Origin of the sequence: Shinella sp. WSD5-1 (genome assembly GCF_963942435.1) — a bacterium.
Taxonomy (GTDB): Bacteria; Pseudomonadota; Alphaproteobacteria; order Rhizobiales; family Rhizobiaceae; genus Shinella; species Shinella yambaruensis.
On the sequence record NZ_OZ012596.1, the window covers coordinates 959,187 to 974,888 of the forward strand.

At 65.6% G+C, this 15,702-nt stretch carries 16 protein-coding genes; 4 read left to right on the forward strand and 12 right to left on the reverse strand.

Features of this window, described 5'->3' with window-relative positions; translation table 11 throughout:
- Nucleotides 1–11 precede the first annotated feature (11 nt).
- The 4 genes from AABQ55_RS04555 to dapD all read right to left on the reverse strand — a co-directional run bounded on the left by AABQ55_RS04555 (nt 12) and on the right by dapD (nt 3,128).
- Nucleotides 12–608 (reverse strand): hypothetical protein, encoded by a 597-nt coding sequence (locus tag AABQ55_RS04555; RefSeq protein WP_244767275.1) that lies wholly within the window; start codon nt 606–608, stop codon nt 12–14.
- Nucleotides 595–1,788, reverse strand: coding sequence for a succinyl-diaminopimelate desuccinylase (gene dapE / locus AABQ55_RS04560; RefSeq protein ID WP_272807389.1), 1,194 nt, complete (start codon nt 1,786–1,788; stop codon nt 595–597). The genes AABQ55_RS04555 and dapE overlap by 14 nt, the downstream gene beginning before the upstream one ends.
- Before the next feature lie 92 nt (nt 1,789–1,880).
- Nucleotides 1,881–2,267, reverse strand: coding sequence for a DUF805 domain-containing protein (locus AABQ55_RS04565; RefSeq protein ID WP_244767276.1), 387 nt, complete (start codon nt 2,265–2,267; stop codon nt 1,881–1,883).
- Between the two features lie 3 nt (nt 2,268–2,270).
- A complete protein-coding gene (dapD, locus tag AABQ55_RS04570) occupies nt 2,271–3,128 on the reverse strand; it encodes a 2,3,4,5-tetrahydropyridine-2,6-dicarboxylate N-succinyltransferase (protein WP_244767277.1) in 858 nt (285 codons plus the stop codon).
- A gap of 187 nt (nt 3,129–3,315) precedes the next feature.
- On the opposite strand from dapD, the gene AABQ55_RS04575 reads away from it, so the two are divergent.
- Nucleotides 3,316–4,209, forward strand: coding sequence for an LOG family protein (locus AABQ55_RS04575; protein WP_244767278.1), 894 nt, complete (start codon nt 3,316–3,318; stop codon nt 4,207–4,209).
- Nucleotides 4,210–4,304: 95 nt separating this feature from the next.
- Here the strand turns inward: AABQ55_RS04575 and AABQ55_RS04580 are convergent, their stop codons facing one another.
- A complete protein-coding gene (locus AABQ55_RS04580; protein ID WP_272804247.1) occupies nt 4,305–5,252 on the reverse strand; it encodes an EF-hand domain-containing protein in 948 nt (315 codons plus the stop codon).
- Between the two features lie 137 nt (nt 5,253–5,389).
- The gene (locus AABQ55_RS04585; RefSeq protein ID WP_244767280.1) at nt 5,390–6,085 is read right to left on the reverse strand and encodes a pyrimidine 5'-nucleotidase; all 696 of its coding nucleotides are present in this window, start codon (nt 6,083–6,085) and stop codon (nt 5,390–5,392) included.
- A gap of 103 nt (nt 6,086–6,188) precedes the next feature.
- Here AABQ55_RS04585 and AABQ55_RS04590 point away from each other — a divergent pair, with 103 nt between their 5' ends.
- A complete protein-coding gene (locus tag AABQ55_RS04590) occupies nt 6,189–7,091 on the forward strand; it encodes a DMT family transporter (RefSeq protein WP_272804248.1) in 903 nt (300 codons plus the stop codon).
- Nucleotides 7,092–7,124: 33 nt separating this feature from the next.
- Here the strand turns inward: AABQ55_RS04590 and argB are convergent, their stop codons facing one another.
- Nucleotides 7,125–8,012, reverse strand: coding sequence for an acetylglutamate kinase (gene argB, locus AABQ55_RS04595; RefSeq protein ID WP_272804249.1), 888 nt, complete (start codon nt 8,010–8,012; stop codon nt 7,125–7,127).
- 287 nt (nt 8,013–8,299) lie between these two features.
- Between argB and AABQ55_RS04600 the strand changes: the two genes are divergently transcribed.
- Complete coding sequence (locus AABQ55_RS04600) at nt 8,300–9,010, forward strand: anti-sigma factor (protein ID WP_336314364.1); 711 nt, start codon at nt 8,300–8,302, stop codon at nt 9,008–9,010.
- Between the two features lie 3 nt (nt 9,011–9,013).
- On the opposite strand, the gene yihA is transcribed toward AABQ55_RS04600, so the two are convergent.
- From yihA to rpmH, 5 genes are all read right to left on the reverse strand, one after another.
- Nucleotides 9,014–9,667 carry a ribosome biogenesis GTP-binding protein YihA/YsxC gene (gene yihA / locus AABQ55_RS04605; RefSeq protein ID WP_244767284.1) on the reverse strand — a complete coding sequence of 218 codons (654 nt, stop codon included), beginning with the start codon at nt 9,665–9,667 and terminating at the stop codon, nt 9,014–9,016.
- Between the two features lie 52 nt (nt 9,668–9,719).
- The gene (locus AABQ55_RS04610; protein WP_272804251.1) at nt 9,720–10,631 is read right to left on the reverse strand and encodes a DMT family transporter; all 912 of its coding nucleotides are present in this window, start codon (nt 10,629–10,631) and stop codon (nt 9,720–9,722) included.
- A gap of 219 nt (nt 10,632–10,850) precedes the next feature.
- Nucleotides 10,851–12,647, reverse strand: a complete 1,797-nt coding sequence (gene yidC, locus AABQ55_RS04615) for a membrane protein insertase YidC (protein WP_272804252.1) — start codon at nt 12,645–12,647, stop codon at nt 10,851–10,853.
- Nucleotides 12,647–13,039, reverse strand: coding sequence for a ribonuclease P protein component (gene rnpA, locus AABQ55_RS04620; protein WP_244767287.1), 393 nt, complete (start codon nt 13,037–13,039; stop codon nt 12,647–12,649). The genes yidC and rnpA overlap by 1 nt, the downstream gene beginning before the upstream one ends.
- Before the next feature lie 33 nt (nt 13,040–13,072).
- Entirely contained in the window at nt 13,073–13,210 is a 138-nt protein-coding gene (gene rpmH, locus AABQ55_RS04625; protein WP_037405882.1) for a 50S ribosomal protein L34, read from the reverse strand.
- A gap of 417 nt (nt 13,211–13,627) precedes the next feature.
- Here rpmH and AABQ55_RS04630 point away from each other — a divergent pair, with 417 nt between their 5' ends.
- Complete coding sequence (locus tag AABQ55_RS04630; protein WP_244767288.1) at nt 13,628–15,634, forward strand: methyl-accepting chemotaxis protein; 2,007 nt, start codon at nt 13,628–13,630, stop codon at nt 15,632–15,634.
- The last annotated feature ends 68 nt before the right edge of the window (nt 15,635–15,702 follow it).

Genomic DNA, 15,702 nt, shown 5'->3' on the forward strand with positions numbered 1-15,702 from the left:
CGAAAGGCGCATCAGCCCGGCAACGTGCCGAGGAGCTGCTGCAATTGCTGCCCGACGATCATCGGCGGCAGCACGTAGATCGCCGTCATGGCCGAGGCGAGCAGCGTCTGTCTGCCGACGCACATCCACACGAGGCGGAACTGCAGCACGACGCTGGCGCCGAAGACCGCATAGAGCAGCAGGCCGGCAAAGGGCGCGCTCGTGGGCAGGACCAGCGTCAGCGCGAAGGGGATCGCCGCGGCATAGGCAAAGGGCACGGCGATCCAGTTGCTCGCCGTCACCACGGTCGCAACATGCTTGCCGTAGCCGAGCGGACGCGCGAGCGCCGCCAGAAGCACGAGCGGCAGCAGCCAGCCCGCCACGTCGATCACCAGGAGCTTGACGAAGAAGGAGAGGCCGGCCGGCGTTCCCGCCGGCATGCTGCCGAGAAAATACAGCCGCCAGGATGCCCAGATGACGGCAAAGGCGGGAAGGCACCAGGCGAAGGCCCAGAAGGAGCGGACAAGCCCGCGCATCGTCAGGTCCAGCCAGCCGAACCCCTCCTGCTTCTGCCGCACGAGCAGGAAGACGCCGGTGAGATAGTGCAGGACCTCGTCAAGCCCGGGCATCGCCGAACCAGCGCTGGAGGAAGGTCTCGTAGATCACGGTCAGCGTCTCGAGATCGGCGATCGCCACCCGCTCGTCGACCATGTGCATGGTCTGCCCGACGAGGCCGAACTCCACGACCGGGCAGTAGTCCTTGATGAAGCGGGCATCGGAGGTGCCCCCGGTCGTCGACAGCTTTGGCGCGCGTCCGGTTACGGCTTCGACGGCGCCCGACAGCGAGGCGATCAGCCGGTCGTTGCGGGTGAGGAAGACGTGGCTCGGCCGCTCGGCCCAGGCGATGTCGTAGCGGAGCGGCGGGCGGCCCGGCCGCAGCCTTTCGTCGCGCGCGGCGGCATCGAGCCGGCGCACGATCTCGGCCATCACGGTCTCGGCCGTCCAGCTGTCGTTGAAGCGGATGTTGAAGCGGGCGATCGCCTGTGCCGGCACGACATTCGTCGCGGGGTTGCCGACATCGATCGTCGTTACCTCCAGATTCGATGGCTGGAAATTTTCCGTGCCGACGTCGAACGGCGGATGCATCAGGGCATCGGTAAGCGCGATCACGCCGCGCACGGCATTGTCGGCGAGGTGCGGATAGGCGGCATGGCCCTGCACGCCATGTACCGTGATCGTGCCGGAGACGGAGCCGCGCCGGCCGATCTTGATCATGTCGCCGAGCTGGTCCGGGTTCGTCGGCTCGCCGACGAGGCAGGCATCCCAGCGTTCGCCGCGCTCTGCGGCCCATTGCAGCAGCTTGATCGTGCCGTTGACGGCCGGGCCTTCCTCGTCGCCGGTGATGAGGAAGGAGAGCGAACCCTCCGGCGGACCGTTCTTCGCGATCTGGCGCGCGACGGCCGCGACGAAGCAGGCGATGCCGCCCTTCATGTCGACCGCGCCGCGGCCGAACATCTCGCCGCCGGCGACCTCGGCGCCGAAGGGCGCATGCGTCCAGGCCGCCTCATTGCCGACGGGCACGACATCCGTGTGGCCGGCGAACATCAGGTGCGGCCCCTCGGTGCCGATGCGGGCATAGAGGTTCTCGATGTCGGGCATGCCGGGCTCGCGCGCCGTCATGCGCTCCACTGTGAAGCCGAGCGGCGCCAGCATGGCGGCGAGCGCCGTCAGCGCCCCGCCCTCGGCAGGGGTGACGGAGGGGCAGCGGATGAGTGTTGCAAGATTGGCGATCGGATCGGCGGAGGTCATGGACATGCGGTCACGGCACGAAAGGGAGGAAGGAGAATCGAGATTTAGCCGATCGGCCGTGCGCTGTCACGCGCGGCCGAAGCGCGCGCCTCTCAGTCTTTCGGGCGGTTGGGCAGGCGGCCGTAGTCGTTCGGCCCGTTCGTGCCCGGCCAGACCATGAAGGCGAAGAGCGCGAAGAAGGAGATGGCCGGGATGAACAGGCAGATGATCAGCGGCAGCGGCAGGTTCATGTCGTGCAGCCGCTTGACCGTCAGGAGGACGGAGGACACCGTGGAGACGAGCGCCACGCCGACGAAGACGAAGGACCAGAAGAGGAAGGAGGGATCCTCCTCCGGCACGATGATGATGCGGGCGAGCGCGGCCGAAAGCAGCATCAGCCAGAAGGCCCAGCCGAGCGCGAAGGGCACCCGGCTGACCCGGCCGGACCAGCCGAAGAAGAGCCAGGCGAGGCTCGGCCTCTGCTCTTCCACGACTGCCATGGCTCAATCCCGGAGCAGTTCGTTGATGCCGGTCTTCGAGCGGGTCTGCGCGTCGACACGCTTGACGATGACGGCGCAGTAGAGCCCCGGCGCCGGCAGGCCGTTCGGCATGGTCTTGTCCGACGGCATGGAGCCGGCGACGACGACGGAATAGGGCGGCACCTCGCCATAGGTCACCTCGCCTGTCGCACGGTCGACGATCTTGGTCGACTTGCCGATGAAGACGCCCATGCCGAGCACGGAGCCCTCGCGCACGATGCAGCCTTCGACGACTTCCGAGCGGGCGCCGATGAAGCAATTGTCCTCGATGATCGTCGGTCCGGCCTGCATCGGCTCCAGCACGCCGCCGATGCCGACGCCGCCGGAAAGATGCACATGCTTGCCGATCTGCGCGCAGGAGCCCACCGTCGCCCAGGTGTCGACCATCGTGCCCTCGCCGACATAGGCGCCGAGATTGACGAAGGAGGGCATCAGGATGGCGTTCGGCGCGATATAGGCCGAGCGGCGCACCACGCAGTTCGGCACGGCGCGGAAGCCGGCCTTCTCGAATTCGTTGACGCTCCAGCCGTCGAACTTGGAGGGCACCTTGTCCCACCAGGACGAGTCGCCCGGGCCGCCCTTGACGATCTCCATCGGGTTGAGGCGGAAGGACAGGAGAACGGCCTTCTTCAGCCACTGGTTCACCGTCCAGGTGCCGTCCTCGCCGCGCTGGGCGACGCGCACTTTTCCGCTGTCGAGCAGGTTGAGGGACGTCTCCACCGCATCGCGCACTTCGCCGCGCGTTCCGGTGTTGATGCCGTCCCGTTCCTCGAAGGCGCGCTCGATGGTGGCGGAAAGGGTGGCGAGGTCGGACAGGCTCATCGGAATTCCTTAAACTTCGAGGCTTATTTTCGATTGTCGGGATGCCGGAAGGTTGATTTCATCAATCTGCAAAATGCTCTAGAGCAAGTGCCGGAAAAGATGAAGCCCCTTTCCGGCAGATACTGTCGCACGGGCGCAATGGTAATCCCGTGGGGCCGGAAAGCGGGCCAGCAAGCAGGAAAATGACATGGCAAGACTGAAGAAGAAGAATCTGCGCCGCAAGGACGGCGTGTGGGATCCGTTGGCCGACAGCGCGCAGGACAAGCACCGCGCCGCCGTCGTGCCGCAGACGCCGCAGTCGGCCCATCCGGCCTACCGGCTTGCCTATGTCGACGACGATTTCCTCTGCCGCGAGGAGCTGCGCCCGGTGCGCCTGCAGCTGGAGCTTCTGAAAGTCGAGATGATGCTTGCCGAGCGCGGCATCAAGTCGACCGTCGTGATGTTCGGCGGCGCGCGCATTCCCGCCCCCGGCCAGGAGGCCTGGGCGGCGCGCAACGAGACGCAGCGCCTCAATCTCGAGGCCGCCTCGGTCTATTACGACGAGGCCCGCAAATTCGCGCGCAAGTGCTCGGAGAAGTCGGCGGAACTCGGCTTCAAGGAATATGTCGTCGTCACCGGCGGCGGGCCGGGCGTCATGGAGGCGGGCAACCGCGGGGCGGCCGATGTCGGCGCGCCGTCGATCGGCCTCAACATCGTGCTGCCGCACGAGCAGGCGCCGAACCCCTATGTGACGCCGGAGCTCAGCTTCAACTTCCACTATTTCGCCATCCGCAAGATGCATTTCCTGCTGCGCGCCAAGGCCGTGACGGTGTTTCCGGGCGGCTTCGGCACGCTCGACGAACTGTTCGAGACGGTGACGCTGATGCAGACGGGCCGCATGGCGCTGGTGCCGCTCATCCTGTTCGGCAAGGAATTCTGGCGCAGGATCATCGATTTCGACGCGCTTGCCGCCTTCGGGACGATCGCGCCCGGCGATGTCGAGCTGATGCAGTTCGTCGAGACGGCCGACGAGGCCTGGGACATCATCGTGAAGTTTTACGAGAAGCTGGAGGCCGAGCAGGCGGCAGCCGCGCTCGCTTGAGAGGCCTGGCCGGAATCGTGGCCGGGGCCTTCCGGTGCCGCTCCTCAATAAAACGCCCCGGCATCGACCGGGGCGTTCCGCATTCGACGCGGCGCTTACTTGTGGCGCCTGCCCATCTCGTCGGCGGTGATGAAGCCGTCGCCGTTCCTGTCGCGCTGCTTGAACATCGCGGCGGCGGCGGTTTCCATTTCCGCCTTGGTCAGCGTGCCGTTCTTGTCGGCATCCGCCCGCTCGAACATGCGGCCGCCCATGCGGTCGATCCGGGCTTCGCGCAGCGCCTCGCGGGCGGCCGCCTTCGCCTCGCCATCCGTCGCCTTCACTTCGCGGAAGGCCTTGCGGGCGTCTCGGAAGGCCTCGCGCCTGGCGTCGACTTCGGCCTTCGTCACCTCGCCGTTCTTGTCGGCGTCGAAGCGCTGGAAGGTTTCCGAGGCGCGCTGCAGCAGCTCCTCCTGCGAGACCTTGCCGTCGCTGTTGGCATCGAGGCGCTTCAGCATGCGCTCGTCCCGTTCCTCGCCACCCTTGCCGTGGTGACCCTTGCCCTTATGGGGGCGGGCATCGGCCGTGTCGATCGCGCCGTCCTTGTTGCTGTCGCGCCGTTCGAAGATCTTCTCCGCCGAGGCAAGCACTTCCGCTTCGGAAAGCGTGCCGTTCCTGTCGGTGTCGGCACGGTCGAACATGCGGCCGGCGCCCGGCAGCATGAAGGGGCCGGCGGCCCGCAACGCCTCGCGTGCCTTGTCCTTGTCTGCATCGGCGGCGTCACGCACGGCCTTGCGGGCATCGCGGAACGCGTCGTGGCGGGCCTTGATCTCGTCCTTCGTCACCTGGCCGTCGCCGTCGGCATCGAAGGTCTTGAAGGCGGCGGAGATGTTGGTCTTGAACTCGTCGAGCGAGACCTTGCCGTCCTTGTTCGCGTCGAGGCGCTCGATCATCGCGGCATGGCGCGGTCCGTGCCGGCCCTCGCCCTCGGCGAAGGCGGGGGCGGCGACGCCCGAAAGCAGAAGGCCGGCGGCGACGGCGCCGAGGAGAAGTTCCTTTTTAGCCATGGTCATTCCTTTCATCCATCATCGTCCCTTGGGGAGGCAGGATAGGGGGAATGCCGGCCGGCACCAGTTACAAATTGGTAATTCAAGCTTTTGACGGAAAAGGGTTTTTTCCGTGTCGGGAATGTGTCGGCTCTTGCCTAGAGCAGCGCGTTGAGGAAAGCCGTCAGGTTCGAGGTCGCATAATCGATATGCTTGTCGTCCTCCGTGCGTTTCTCCCAGGCATCGGTGAATTCGTGACCCTCGTCGCGCGGGGTGAGCAGCACGGTCTTCATGCCGAGCGTCTTCGGCACGATGAGGTTGCGCGGCAGGTCCTCGAACATCACGGCCTGCTTCGTGTCGACCCGGTGCAGCGCCATGAACTTGTCATAGGTCGCGCCGGCCGGCTTCGGCACGTATTCGGCCGCCACGATATCGAAGACGTCGTCGAAATGGTGGAAGATGCCGAGGGCCCTCGCCGCCATCTCGGCATGCTTGACGCTGCCGTTGGTGAAGATGAACTTGCGGCCCGGCAGCGCCTGGATCGCCTCGCCGAGGGGCAGGTCGGGCGACAGCACGTCATAGTTGATCGCATGCGCCTTTTCGAGGAAGTCCACTGGGTCGATGGCGTGATGGATCATCAGGCCCTTGAGCGTCGTTCCGTGGTCGAAATAATACTGCTTCTGCAGGGCGCGCGCTTCCTCGCGCGACAGGCCGAGCAGGGCCGAGACGTAAGCCGTCATGTTCTTGTCGATCTGGGCGAAGAGATCGACATGGTGCGGATAGAGCGTGTTGTCGAGGTCGAAGACCCAGTCACGCACATGGCTGAAATCGGCTTTGTTCGGAAGATCGGTCATGCAGCGTCTTATGGCATGCGCCTGCGCGGAGGGAAACGGAATTTTCCATGGGAGGCTGGCGCCGGCGATGGATTTGGCCCGGCCCGCGTGCTAGCGGCAGGGCATGGAACTCTGGATCCCCATCACCATCGCCGCCGCCTTCCTGCAGAACCTGCGCTCGGCCCTGCAGAAGCATCTTCAGGGCAAGCTCGGCACGCGCGGTGCGAGCTTCGTGCGCTTCGGCTACGGCTTTCCGCTGGCGATCCTCTACGTGCTGGTGCTGAACCGCATCGTCGGCCTCGCCTTCCCCTCGCTGAACTGGACCTTTGCCTTCTGGGCCGTCATCGGGGGGCTGGCCCAGATATTCGCCACCATGCTGCTCGTCTATCTGTTCTCGCTTCGGAATTTCGCCGTGGGAACCGCCTATTCCAAGACGGAGCCGGTGCAGGCGGCGATCTTCGGTTTCGTGCTGCTCGGCGAGCGCATCACCTTCGGCGCGGTCATCGCCATCGTCGTCGGCGTCATCGGCGTGATGCTGATTTCCGTCGCCCGCGCGCCGCTCTCCTGGCGCAACACCGTCGCTGCCCTGACGAGCCGCACCGCCCTGATCGGCATCGCCTCCGGCGCGGTCTTCGGCGTCTCGGCCGTCGCCTATCGCAGCGCGTCCCTCTCGCTCGACGGGCCGGGGCCGATCATGAACGCTGCGGTGACGCTCGCCTGCGTCACCACTTTCCAGACCGCTTTCATGCTGGTCTGGATGGCCTGGAAGGACAAGCGGGAAATCGTCGAGGTCTTGAGAAGCTGGCGCTCGTCCGCGCTGGTCGGCATTGCCGGGGTGCTGGGTTCGGCCTGCTGGTTCACGGCGATGAGCCTCCAGCAGGTCGCCTATGTGCGCGCGCTCGGCCAGATCGAGCTGGTCTTCACCTTCATGGCCTCGTATTTCCTCTTCCACGAGCGGGTCAACCGCACGGAAGTCGTCGGCTGCCTGCTCATCGTCTGCGGCATTCTGGGCCTGCTCTTCTGGTGAGGGGCCGGCGGCTTGGCGTCGCCGGCAGAAGCGTCAGGGCACGATCAGCGTGCCGGCGCCGTGCTCGGTGAAGATTTCCAGCAACACCGAATGGGCGGTCTTGCCGTTGAGGATGACGACGCCCTGCACGCCGGCCTTGATGGCGTCGATGCAGGTCTCGACCTTCGGGATCATGCCGCCGGAGATCGTGCCGTCCTTGATGAGGGCGCGGGCCTCGGCGACCGAGAGTTCCTTGATGAGCTGGCCGTTCTTGTCGAGCACGCCCGGCACGTCGGTGAGGAAGAGCAGGCGCGTCGCGTTGAGCGCGCCGGCGATGGCACCGGCGAAGGTGTCGGCGTTGATGTTGTAGGTGTGGCCGTCGCGGCCGGGGGCGACCGGGGCGATGACCGGGATCATCTCGGATTTGGCGAGCAGGTCGATCAGCGTGCGGTCGACCTCGACCACCTCGCCGACGAAGCCGAGATCGAGGATGCGCTCGATATTGCTGTCCGGATCGACGACGGTCTTCTTGGCCTTTTCGGCGAAGACCATGTTGCCGTCCTTGCCGCACAGGCCGATCGCCCATTCGCCCGTCTGGTTGATGAGCGCGACGATCTCCTTGTTGATCGAGCCGGCGAGCACCATCTCGACGATCTCGACCGTCTTCTGGTCGGTGACGCGCAGGCCCCCCTCGAATTTCGATTCGATGCCCATCTTGGTCAGCATCGCGCCGATCTGCGGGCCGCCGCCATGCACCACGATCGGGTTGACGCCCGACTGCTTGAGCAGCGCGATATCGCTCGCGAAAGCCTTGCCCAGTTCCGCATTGCCCATGGCGTGGCCGCCATATTTCACCACGATGGTCTTGTTCTCGTAGCGCTGCATGAAGGGCAGGGCTTGCGCGAGAAGGCGGGCTTGGGTTTCGCTTTCGGATAGGGACATGGCGGCCTCTTGGGAATGGGTGGGCGCCTGTTTAACGCATGTTTCGTGACGATGGAATGATCCGCCCGCCATATTGCTGCCGGGGCCTTGAAAAAGACGGGCAAGGCCCGTCGGGGGCGCAAGATCGGTGGCGGGAAAGGGCGATGGGGAATATGATGGCGCGCTTGCGCATTTGCATGAGCAAAAGCGCTCGGGAATGCCTATATAGGGCCGGAGGCCCGTTCCTCGCCCCGACGCTGCCGAAACCAGAGGGAGTGCATGAGCCGATGACGGCGCCCGACCGAGAGATGAGAGACCCCCGCCGCGACGAGGTGATCGCCGGCGAATATGTGCTCGGGGTGCTTTCCGCCGAGGACCGCCGCAAGGTCGAGGCGCGGCTCGTCAAGGACCGTCAGTTCGCCGCCATCGTCAATCGCTGGGAAGAGAACCTTGCCACCTTCGAGGACGACTACGAGGCGCTGCACCTGCCGCCGCGTGCCCGCTCCCCCATGGAGCAGCGCCTGCTCGGCGCGGCACCACGGGATGCCGCCTTCTCCGGCAGGGTCGCGGGCGGCTGCTGGGGTTCGCTCGCCTTCTGGCGGGCGCTCGCCCTTGCCTCCTTCGCCGTTGCGGCGGGCCTTGCCCTGCTGATCAGCGCGCTCATCGCTCCACGCCCGGTGAGCGGCGGGCGCCTCGTCGCGGACCTGGCGGGAGAGGGCGCCGCGATCGATCTCGTCGCGCGCTATGACGAGGCGAGCGGCTCGCTCAAGGTGACGCCGGTCGCCGGCGGCGGCAAGGACAAGTCGCTCGAACTGTGGCTGACGCAGGAGGGCAGGGCGCCCGTCTCGCTCGGCGTGCTGCCGCAGACCGGCGAGGGCACGCTCACCGTGCCGGGGGAACTGCGTGGCCGGCTCGTCCAGGGCGCGACGCTCTCCGTCAGCGCGGAACCCTTCGGCGGTTCGCCCGGCGGCAAGGCGACCGGCCCCGTTCTTGCGTCCGGTGCCGTCCGGTTCGATTGAGCCCTATCGGGCGATGGCCGCGATGATGGCGTTGCGCAGGTCGTCGAGCCCGCGGCCCTTCTCCGAGGATGTGGCCAGCACTTCCGGATAGGCGGCCGGACGCTTGGCGATCTTCTCAAGGGTTTCGCCGACGAGGCGCGGCACGCCGGCATCCTTGATCTTGTCGGTCTTGGTCAGCACGATCTGGTAGGAGACGGCCGCCTTGTCGAGCAGGGCGAAAACCTCCTCGTCGTTCTTCTTGATGCCGTGGCGGCTGTCGACCAGCACATAGACGCGCTTCAGCGTCGAGCGGCCGCGCAGGTAGTCGAAGACGAGCTTGGTCCAGGCGTCGACCTGTTCCTTCGGCGCCTGGGCATAACCGTAGCCGGGCATGTCGACGAGCGCCATCGGCGGCAGGTCGTCCTCGGCGCCGGAAAACCCGTCCGGGACGAAATAGTTGAGCTCCTGCGTGCGGCCGGGCGTGTTGGATGTGCGTGCCAGGCCCTTGTGGCCGACCAGCGCATTGATCAGCGAGGACTTGCCGACGTTCGAACGCCCGGCGAAGGCGATCTCCGGCGGGCCTTCCGGCGGCAGGAATTTCATCGCCGGCACGCCGCGGATGAAGATCCACGGCCTGCCGAACAGCGGCTTGTCGTCCGGCGACGTCGTCTCGGTCATAAATCGCGCCCTTGTTGTCCAGCCCCCGGCTTCCCGGTTTTGGCCGCGAAAGTCAAGCGCGCCGCTGCCGCCAGAGCTCGACGCCGAGATAGCACAGGAGCGCCGCCAGCACGATGATGCCGCCTATGACGGTGCGAGCGCCCGGCACTTCGCCATGGATGACCGCCACCCAGAGCGGCGCCAGAACCGTCTCCGCCGTGCCGAGCAGGGCGGCGAGCGCCGAGGGGACGAGGCGGGCGCCGGTGACGAAGAGGGCGAGGCCGAGGCCGAAATTGAGCGCGCCGAAGACGATGAGAATGCCGAGTTCCTGGCCGCTCACGGCAAAGCCGGAGGCCTGGCTTGCCGCCACCGCGCAGGCGACGAGCGTGCCGAAGAAGACGGCGGGCGTCATGCGCACATGGGCGAAGCGCCGGGTGATGATCGTCGCGGTGGCGAAGGCGAAGGCGATCAGCAGGGCGAGCGCATCGCCCATCATCGAGACGCTGCCGCCGAGCGATTCCGAGACCATGATGGCAACGCCGCCGATCACCGCCGCGATGGCGACCCAGGTGTGGAGGGCGATCCTCTCGCGGAAGAGCAGCCAGGCCATCAGCGCGGCGATCAGCGGCACGCCGGCCTGGATCAGCACGACATTGGCGACGGTCGTATAGGCGAGCGCGAGGATGAAGGATGTGGAGGCGGTGGCAAAGCACAGCCCCACCGCGATGCCGGCAAGACCCATGCCCCTGAACAGCTGCACGGTGCCGCGCGGGCCGTCACGCAGCAGCATGAAGCCGAGCAGGAAGAGGGCGGCAAAGAGCGAGCGCCAGAAGACGACGGTCCAGCCGTCCTCGATGGCCAGAAAGCGCGCCAGCGTGCCGCCGAAGCTCCAGACGACGGCCGAGCCGAGCACGAGGGCGGCGCCATAGCCCTGCCCCCGTCTCTCCGGAAGCGTGGGGGTGAGCGGAAGCGTGGAAGCGGACATGGTGGGCTCGCAAGGGCAAGTCCGGCAAAAGGGCGAGAAGCGGTCTTGCGTTCGGGCTTGCATGAAGACAAAGGGATCGCCGGGAGCATGACAGGGATGCGCCCGCACCGCTTCCATGCCAGCGACGGGGCGATGTCGCAAGCGGGCCTTGCGGAAAAATCGGCAAAAAGAAACCCCGGCGCGAGGCCGGGGTTTCCTTGGAGTTCGTCGAGGCGGTCGTCAGGATGATCCGGCTTTCTTTCCGAACAATCCCTTCAGATTGTCGAAGAGCTCGATCTTCACGCCGTGGCGCTTCATGATGATGCCCTGCTGGATGATCGAGAGCAGGTTGTTCCAGGCCCAGTAGATGACGAGGCCGGCCGGGAAGGTCGCCAGCATGAAGGTGAAGATCAGCGGCATCCAGGTGAAGATCATCGCCTGGGTCGGGTCCGGCGGTGTCGGGTTCATGCGCATCTGCAGGAACATGGTGATGCCCATGATGATGGGCCAGACGCCGATCAGAAGGAAGTGCGGCACGTCGTAGGGCAGCAGGCCGAACAGGTTGAACAGCGACGTCGGATCGGGCGCCGAGAGGTCCTGGATCCAGCCGAAGAACGGCGCATGGCGCATCTCGATGGTGACGTAGATCACCTTGTAGAGCGCGAAGAAGACCGGGATCTGCAGGAGGATCGGCCAGCAGCCCGCGAGCGGATTGATCTTCTCCTCCTTGTAGAGCTGCATCATGGCCTGCTGCAGCGCCATGCGGTCGTCGCCGTGCTTGGCCTTCAGCTCCTCCATCTTCGGCTGCATCTTCTTCATGTTCGCCATGGAGGCGTACTGCTTGTTGGCAAGCGGGAAGAACAGGCCCTTGACGACGATCGTGGTGATCAGGATCGCGATGCCGAAATTGCCGAAATAGCGGAAGAAGAAGTCCATCATCTGGAACATCGGCTTGGTGAAGAACCAGAACCAGCCCCAGTCGATCATCAGGTCGAAGCGCGGGATGGAGTAGGACGCCTCGTACTGGTCGATGATCGGCACTTCCTTGGCGCCGCCGAAGAAGAGGTTCTTGACCTCGATCGACTGGCCGGGCGCGATGGTGACGTCGTCCTGGCGGTAGTCCGCCTGGTAGCGCGGCCGGCCGTCCTGGAAGTAGGAGAAGCGTGTCTCGTAGGGCGTCGCCTGCGGCGGCACGAGGGCCGTCGCCCAGTACTTGTCGGTGATGCCGAGCCAGCCGCCGGTCGCCTTGCCGGGCGCGACCGTCGTGTCTTCCTCGGTCTCGCTATACTTCACCTCGTGCAGGCCGAGATCGCCGAGCACGCCGATGAAGCCTTCGTGCAGCACGTAGACGGACGGATCCGTCGGCTTGAAGAAGCGCGTCGAGCGGCCATAGGGCGAAAGCGCGATCACCGCATCCGTGCGGTTCTCGATGCTGTCGGTGATCGTGAACATGTAGTGTTCGTCGACCGCGATCGTGCGCGTGAAGGTGACGTTCTTGTCGTTGGTATAAGTCAGCTTGACCGGGGTGGTCTGCGTCAGCTTGCCGGTGCCGTCCTGCGTCCACACGGTCTGCGGGCCGGGGACCTGGCCGGTCGCCTCGCTGCCGACATAGCCGATTTCGGCAAAATAGCCGTGTTCGGTCTCGGCGGGGCTGAGCAGCGTGATGATCGGGCTCGTCTTGTCGACGGTCTCGTGGAATTCCTTCAGCTTCAGGTCGTCGAAGCGGGCGCCCGTCAGGCTGATGGAGCCGGAAAGCGACGGCGTGTCGATCTCGATGCGGGCGGACTTGGCAAGCGCCGTCTCGCGCGTCTCGGTCGTGGTGGTTGCCGCCGTGCTGCCCGGCAGCGTGCCGCTCGTGCCGGTCGCGGTCGTCGTCGTGCCGCCGGAGGTGGTGGTCTGCTGGCTCTGGGCGGCCTGCTGCGCCTCGAGCGCGGCGCGGTCCTTTTCCAGCTTGGGGTTCACATAAAGGAACTGCCAGGCCACGAGGATCAGCACGGACAGCGCGATCGCCACGAAATAATTGCGGTTTTTTTCCATCACTCTTTCCCGGGAGCAGCAGGGCGCTGCTGCTGCTTCTGTTTCTTGACCGTCGCGATCCTGTCGTTGAGACGGGCTTCAAGGGTTTTGAAGGGGGCGCTCAACACGTCCCGTCTGGCGACAACCACATAGTCGTGTCCGGGCTCCATTGCAAACCCGGCCGATAGCCGCACCGCCTCTTTCAGGCGCCGGCGCATGCGATTGCGTTCCACGGCGTTGCCGTGCTTCTTGGTAACGGTGAAGCCGACGCGGGGCGCTTCGTCCGGCATCTGCCGGTCGCGCACTTCGAGAAGGAACAGCGGTCCCTTGCGTTTCTCGCCCTCGCGCACAAAAAGAAACTGCGGACGGCTTTTCAGCCGTCCGACAGCAGGTTTCTCAACAGTTTTCGTCATATGCCCGTCGCCTCTGTTCGGGCAGGCACGGCCTTAGGCCGAGAGACGTGCGCGGCCGCGGGCGCGACGTGCGGACAGGACCTTGCGGCCGCCCTTCGTTGCCATGCGGGCGCGGAAACCGTGACGACGCTTGCGAACAAGCTTGGAGGGTTGGTAGGTACGCTTCGACATTTATTTAATACCGCGGTGTGCGGCCCTTCTTGGGTTTGCGTTACGCAAGGAGCGTTGAAGTCCGGCATAGGCTTGCCCTCGCGGGAAGCCAGGCTTTCCGGACGTGCGCGGCTTATAAGGGCAAAAACGGTCGAAAGTCAATTGCGGACGCGGCGCCGTGCGCGACTGTCACAATGGTTAACGGGATAACGCCTAGAAGTTGCACCTGAATTGTGCTTTGTCATGTTTTGGTCACGTAACGTGAGGCGGGTTTCCCGGATTTCCAGGCTTCCTTCCCGCCCCGGTGCATTAGCGATTGCAAATGCGCCCAATGTTTGGGCGGTTGTATCAAAGTCTAATTAACTTTTAGCGTTTACCTTCCTTCCCAAGGCGAAGCGGGTGGGGCCCTCTTGCCATCCATCCTTCTTGGAGTGTGACGTGAAGATACGCGGCAAAATCTATCTCATCGTGGGCTTGATGGGCCTCATCTCCGTCCTCATCGGCGGGATCGCCGTCCATGTGGTGTCGGAATACAGCGACAAGCTCCGCCAGTATGAGAACGCCGCCGACCGCGCCTTCCTCGGCGAACACCTGAACCGCCAGGTCACCGCCGTCGTCATGGAATCCCGCGGCATCTATGCCTCCAAGGACATGGAGGGCGCCGCGAAATTTGCCGAGGGCATCGCCAAGGAGCTCGACGGCATCGACAAGACGCTGAGCGAATGGCGCCCCATCGTGCCGGAGGCACAGAAGGCCGCGTTCGACGCCGTGGTGGCGCGCGCCGCAGAATTCCGCACCTTCCGCATGGAAACGGCCCGCCTCGGCACGAGCGTCTCCATCGCCGCGGCCAACGAACAGGGCAACAACGAGGGCAACCGCGCCAACCGCAAGGCCTTCCAGCAGGAGATCGACGCCGTCGTCCAGACGGACAACGAGAACCTCACCGCGATCAAGGCCGATGTCGCCGCCTTCGAAACCCTCATGCTGATGCTCGTGCTCGGCACGGTCGGCGTCGGCCTCGCGCTCGGCGGCGGCGTTGCCTTCTATATCGCGACCAACGAGCTCAGCCGTCCGATCCAGAACGTGACCGAGACGATGAACCGTCTTGCCGGTGGCGATCTCGACACGGAAGTGCCCTATACCGGACGCAAGGACGAGATCGGCGAGATGGCCGCCGCCGTCGCCATCTTCCGCCAGAATGCCATCACCGTGCGCGATCTCAACGCCCAGGAGGAGATCCTGCGCGAGAAGAGTGCCGACCTGCAATCCTCGATCGCCACCGTGGTGCATGCCGCGGCGGCGGGCGACTTCTCCTCGCGCATCGACAAGGACTACCACAACGAGGACCTCAACCGCTTCGCCCGCAGCGTCAACGAACTGGTCGCCGGCGTGGAGGAGGGCATTGCCGAAACCCGCCGCGTCATCGGCGCGCTCGCCGAGGGCGACCTGACGCAGACCATGGACGGCACCTTCCGCGGCGCCTTCGCCGAATTGCAGCAGAACGTCAACGCGACGCTCGCCACCCTCCAGCGCACCATGCGCGAGGTACGCGCCTCGACGGATGCGATCAACGCCAATTCCGGCGAGCTGCGCACCGCCTCCGACGACCTTTCCAAGCGCACCGAGCAGCAGGCCGCCGCGCTGGAGGAGACCTCCGCCGCCCTCGAGGAGATCACCGCCGCCGTCAAGAACTCGACGGAGCGGGCGAACGAGGCGACGACCATGGTCGGCGAGGCGACGCAGAGCGCCAAACAGTCCGGCGACATCGTGCGCAATGCGATCGGTGCGATGAGCCGCATCGAGCAGGCCTCGAACGAGATCAGCCAGATCATCTCCGTCATCGACGAGATCGCTTTCCAGACCAACCTTCTCGCGCTCAATGCCGGCGTCGAGGCCGCGCGTGCCGGCGAGGCGGGCAAGGGCTTTGCCGTCGTCGCGCAGGAAGTGCGCGAGCTCGCCCAGCGCGCCGCCAGCGCCGCCAAGGACATCAAGGGCCTCATCACCAAGTCGGGTGACGAAGTCTCCGTCGGCGTCAAATATGTGCAGGAGACGGGCGCGGCCCTCTCCGACATCGAAAACCGCGTCGTCACGATCAACGACCGCATCCATGCGATCGCTACCGCGGCCCGCGAACAGGCGACGGGCCTCCAGGAGGTCAGCACGGCCATCAACCAGATGGACCAGGTCACCCAGCACAATGCCGCGATGGTCGAGGAGACCTCGGCCGCCACGCACAAGCTGAAGGGCGAGGCCGACAGCCTGGCCGATCTCGTCGCCCGCTTCCGTACCGGCGATGCCGTGCAGCGCGTGGCGGCCGTGCGCGCCGAGACCCGGCCGGTCGAATCGCCCGCCCGCCGCATGATCGGCAATGTCGCCCGCGCCTTCGGCGGCAATCGCGGCGCTGCCACGGCGGCGGCCGCCCAGGAGAACTGGGAGGAATTCTGATCGCCGCCCCCGCGCCCTGAGGGGCGCGCATGGGGCGCTGCGGCATTTCGTAGCCGGATTCCGGCCTT

What these genes read in the sequence shown, in the direction of transcription:
- rpmH (WP_037405882.1), bottom strand. Translation starts at nt 13,210, where the DNA reads ATGTCGAAGCGTACCTACCAACCCTCCAAGCTTGTTCGCAAGCGTCGT.
- argB (WP_272804249.1), bottom strand. Translation starts at nt 8,012, where the DNA reads ATGTCCCTATCCGAAAGCGAAACCCAAGCCCGCCTTCTCGCGCAAGCC.
- AABQ55_RS04590 (WP_272804248.1), top strand. Translation starts at nt 6,189, where the DNA reads ATGGAACTCTGGATCCCCATCACCATCGCCGCCGCCTTCCTGCAGAAC.
- yihA (WP_244767284.1), bottom strand. Translation starts at nt 9,667, where the DNA reads ATGACCGAGACGACGTCGCCGGACGACAAGCCGCTGTTCGGCAGGCCG.
- yidC (WP_272804252.1), bottom strand. Translation starts at nt 12,647, where the DNA reads ATGGAAAAAAACCGCAATTATTTCGTGGCGATCGCGCTGTCCGTGCTG.
- dapD (WP_244767277.1), bottom strand. Translation starts at nt 3,128, where the DNA reads ATGAGCCTGTCCGACCTCGCCACCCTTTCCGCCACCATCGAGCGCGCC.
- AABQ55_RS04585 (WP_244767280.1), bottom strand. Translation starts at nt 6,085, where the DNA reads ATGACCGATCTTCCGAACAAAGCCGATTTCAGCCATGTGCGTGACTGG.
- AABQ55_RS04580 (WP_272804247.1), bottom strand. Translation starts at nt 5,252, where the DNA reads ATGGCTAAAAAGGAACTTCTCCTCGGCGCCGTCGCCGCCGGCCTTCTG.
- AABQ55_RS04575 (WP_244767278.1), top strand. Translation starts at nt 3,316, where the DNA reads ATGGCAAGACTGAAGAAGAAGAATCTGCGCCGCAAGGACGGCGTGTGG.
- AABQ55_RS04610 (WP_272804251.1), bottom strand. Translation starts at nt 10,631, where the DNA reads ATGTCCGCTTCCACGCTTCCGCTCACCCCCACGCTTCCGGAGAGACGG.
- AABQ55_RS04600 (WP_336314364.1), top strand. Translation starts at nt 8,300, where the DNA reads ATGAGAGACCCCCGCCGCGACGAGGTGATCGCCGGCGAATATGTGCTC.
- AABQ55_RS04555 (WP_244767275.1), bottom strand. Translation starts at nt 608, where the DNA reads ATGCCCGGGCTTGACGAGGTCCTGCACTATCTCACCGGCGTCTTCCTG.
- dapE (WP_272807389.1), bottom strand. Translation starts at nt 1,788, where the DNA reads ATGACCTCCGCCGATCCGATCGCCAATCTTGCAACACTCATCCGCTGC.
- AABQ55_RS04565 (WP_244767276.1), bottom strand. Translation starts at nt 2,267, where the DNA reads ATGGCAGTCGTGGAAGAGCAGAGGCCGAGCCTCGCCTGGCTCTTCTTC.
- rnpA (WP_244767287.1), bottom strand. Translation starts at nt 13,039, where the DNA reads ATGACGAAAACTGTTGAGAAACCTGCTGTCGGACGGCTGAAAAGCCGT.